Source organism: Acidisphaera rubrifaciens HS-AP3 (genome assembly GCF_000964365.1).
GTDB classification, from domain to species: domain Bacteria; phylum Pseudomonadota; class Alphaproteobacteria; order Acetobacterales; family Acetobacteraceae; genus Acidisphaera; species Acidisphaera rubrifaciens.
Genome location: NZ_BANB01000431.1, coordinates 1 through 3,235, shown reverse-complemented (window position 1 = coordinate 3,235; position 3,235 = coordinate 1). Strand labels below are relative to the sequence as shown.

The following is a 3,235-nucleotide window of genomic DNA, read 5'->3' as shown; positions in this document are numbered from 1 at the left end:
ATGGCGCGGGAAGCCTTTAGCAGGCGTCCGAGTCGAGCGGCAGCAGCCCATCCGTTGCAGTTTGCAGCAAGCTAAGGATCAACCCGCGGACCTTTGCTCGCGGGCAGGACACGATACAACCATCTCCCATCCGGTCACGTCGGGCTCATGCGAGCAGGAATGTCATACGCTCGAAGTTTTTTGTTAAATCAGATACTTGGCTCTCGTCTGCACGCGGCAGCAAGGGCATTACCCACGAGAATGGCGCAACGGAAACCAGCATCGAAGAACGCTGTAAGACCGACACAGGATTCCTGATTGCGCGATACCAAGTCAGCCTCTACCGTTTGAAAGATCTATAGCTGGGAGGTATATATGTACCGTTTACTGTTTGTTTTCGCCGCAATAGGCCTCTTGGCTCATCAAGCTCTTGCTGACGAGGACTTTCGTATACTTGCGGAATCTGGCGGTTGGGCCGCCAGTGCTCATTCCTCATCTGAGCTGGCGCCCCCGGATGTTTGCCTCGTGATTAATTTTGGGACTGGCATCGCGTTCAGAACGGATATGGACGGAACACAACTGCGAGTGCTCGATAAATCGTGGTCGCTACCCGCTGATGCCGAGGGCACAATGTCTGTCGATATCGGCGCGTTACACAAAAGCTTTCCCACACGGACGGCCACTAATGACATGGTTGCAGCCACACTGACGGCTGACGAGATTGTCGAACTACTACAAGCCATGGATCATACGACCAAGATGGTATTGACCGTAGGAAATACGCGCCCGCGGACCGTGTCTCTTGTTGGCAGCACGAAAGCAACAAATGCTTATCGCACTTGCGCCGGCCTGCCGGGCTCCGCAGCGGGCGGAGGTGTGAATCCCTTTGCTCCACCTTCAACTACTTCTGGCCGTAGCTCTGAGCCGGAGAAATAAGTTTCCAATTCATAACCTAGACGGCACCCACCGGCGCGCCGTCGCCCGGTGGTGGGCGTGGCAGATCGCGACGGCCAGCGCGTCGGCCGCGTCGGCGCGGCGGATCGTGGCGCCGGGCAGCAGCCGGCGGACCATCATCGCCACCTGCGCCTTCTCCGCCCCGCCGGTGCCGACCACCGACAGCTTCACCGACTTGGCGGCATATTCGGCGACCGGGATGCCCGCCAGCGCCGGCGCCAGCAGTGCCACGCCACGGGCATAGCCGAGCTTCAAGGTCGCGGTGCCGTTGCGGTTGACATAGGTCTCCTCCACCGCCGCCTCGTGCGGCGCGTGGGCGGCGATCAGGGCGGCGAGGGCGTCGTGCAGGGCGCGCAGCCGGTCGGGCACGCTGTCGGCGCCGTCGGTGCTGATGACCCCGTCGGCCACGTGCATCAGCCGGTTGCCGTCCACGGCGATGATGCCCCAGCCGGTGTGGCGCAGTCCCGGATCGACCCCCAGCAGACGCAGCATCCGCGTGGCCCCCGCCCGTTCAGGCGGAGAGTTTCTGCATCACCGCGTCCGGAATGTCGAAGTTCGCGTAGACGTTCTGCACGTCGTCGTTGTCGTCGAGCGCGTCGATCAGCTTCAGCAGCGACGCCGCCCGGTCCTCGTCCAAGGTCACGCTCATGGTCGGCCGCCAGTCGAGCTTGGCCGTCTCGGGCGGCCCGAACCGGCTCTCGAGCGCGTCGCGGACGGCGAAGAAATCGTCGGGGGCACAGGTGATCTCGTGCGCGTCGGCGTCGGTCTCGACGTTGTCGGCGCCGGCCTCGACCGCCGCCTCCAGCATGTCGTCGGCCGAGGCGACGCTCGCGGGATAGCGCACGACGCCGAGACGGTTGAACAGGAAGCTGACCGAATTGGTCTCCCCAAGCGCCCCGCCATGCTTGCTGAACGCGGCGCGCACGTCCGACGCCGTGCGGTTGCGGTTGTCGGTCAGCGCCTCGACGATCACGGCGACGCCGGCCGGGCCGTAGCCCTCGTAGCGGACCTCCACGTAGTCGTCCCCGCCGCCGGCACCGGTCGCCTTCTTGATCGCGCGATCGACCGTGTCGCGGGGCATGTTGACCTCGCGCGCCGCGTAGATGGCCGCGCGCAGGCGCGGGTTGGACGCCGGATCGGGCAGGCCCGAGCGGGCGGCGACGGTGATCTCGCGGATCACCTTGGCGAACTGCCGGGCGCGCCGCGCATCCTGCGCGCCCTTGCGGTGCATGATGTTCTTGAACTGGGAATGACCGGCCATGCCGGCGATTTCGACGCTCGGCCGGCCGGCGTCAAGCGGTGGCGTCAGGCGGGGGGCCTTGGCGGGGGACCTAGGCGGGCATCATCTGCGACAGCCGGCCGCCCAGGCGCACCGGCTCCACCCGGCGGGCGAGGCCGCTTGCGTCGTCGGTCTCGACGAACAGGCCGCAGACGGTCGCCGGCCCCTCGGCCGGCGCCAGGCGCTCGCCCGGCATCTTGCGCCAGAAGCGCGCTCCGGCGCCTTCCTTGGCCATGCCGATCACGCTGTCATAGTCGCCGCACATGCCGGCATCGCTCTGGAACGCGGTGCCGCCCGGCAGCACCTGATGGTCGGCGGTCGGCACATGCGTGTGCGTCCCCACCACCAGCGACATCTGACCGTCGAACGCATGGGCATAGGCCATCTTCTCGCTCGTCGCCTCGGCGTGGAAGTCGCAGACGATCGCATGGACCGTGGTGCCGAGGCGGTGGCGCGCCAGCATCTCCTGCGTGCCGCGGAAGGGGCAGTCGAGCGGGTCCATGAACAGCCGTCCCATGGCGTTCATCACCAGCGCCCGCCGCCCGTCGGCGAGGCTGACCACCGTGCTGCCCTGCCCCGGCGTGCCCGGCGGGAAGTTCAGCGGGCGCAGCAGCCGCGGCGTCGCCGCGATGTAGGGGATGATCTCCCGGCGGTCCCAGGCGTGGTTGCCGAGCGTGATCACGTCCGCCCCCGCCGCGAAGAGCGCCGCCGCCATGTCCGGCGCGAGGCCGAAGCCGTGCGACGCGTTCTCGGCGTTGACGATGGCGAGGTCGATCCGCAGCGCGGCCCGCAGATCCGGCAGCGCCGCCGCCGCCGCCTCGCGCCCGCTGCGCCCCACCGTGTCGCCGAGGAACAGGATGCGCACGGCTCAGCCGCCGCAGCGGATCAGGCCGCGCTCGGTCGCGACGGCGGGCAGGCGGATGTCGTGGGGTCCGGTGGGCACGGTCGCCATCTCCTGCAACGCATAGGCGCAGCCGATCGCCTGCGCCCCCGGCAGGCCGGCCAGCGTGCGGTCGTAATAGC

General features: G+C 67.4%; 4 protein-coding genes. 1 reads left to right on the top strand and 3 read right to left on the bottom strand.

The features are described 5' to 3' along the window. Window positions 1–354 precede the first annotated feature (354 nt). Window positions 355–915 (top strand): hypothetical protein, encoded by a 561-nt coding sequence (locus B8460_RS20995; RefSeq protein WP_148360583.1) that lies wholly within the window; start codon window positions 355–357, stop codon window positions 913–915. Between the two features lie 9 nt (window positions 916–924). Here the strand turns inward: B8460_RS20995 and ruvC are convergent, their stop codons facing one another. The 3 genes from ruvC to B8460_RS12510 form a co-directional block, all read right to left on the bottom strand. Continuing rightward, a complete protein-coding gene (ruvC, locus tag B8460_RS12520) occupies window positions 925–1,425 on the bottom strand; it encodes a crossover junction endodeoxyribonuclease RuvC (protein WP_048861938.1) in 501 nt (166 codons plus the stop codon). Window positions 1,426–1,444: 19 nt separating this feature from the next. Then, entirely contained in the window at window positions 1,445–2,194 is a 750-nt protein-coding gene (locus B8460_RS12515; RefSeq protein ID WP_048861937.1) for a YebC/PmpR family DNA-binding transcriptional regulator, read from the bottom strand. 70 nt (window positions 2,195–2,264) lie between these two features. Continuing rightward, window positions 2,265–3,077, bottom strand: a complete 813-nt coding sequence (locus B8460_RS12510; protein ID WP_048861936.1) for a TIGR00282 family metallophosphoesterase — start codon at window positions 3,075–3,077, stop codon at window positions 2,265–2,267. Window positions 3,078–3,235: the final 158 nt, after the last annotated feature.

What these genes read in the sequence shown, in the direction of transcription:
- B8460_RS20995 (WP_148360583.1), top strand. Translation starts at nt 355, where the DNA reads ATGTACCGTTTACTGTTTGTTTTCGCCGCAATAGGCCTCTTGGCTCAT.
- ruvC (WP_048861938.1), bottom strand. Translation starts at nt 1,425, where the DNA reads ATGCTGCGTCTGCTGGGGGTCGATCCGGGACTGCGCCACACCGGCTGG.
- B8460_RS12515 (WP_048861937.1), bottom strand. Translation starts at nt 2,194, where the DNA reads ATGGCCGGTCATTCCCAGTTCAAGAACATCATGCACCGCAAGGGCGCG.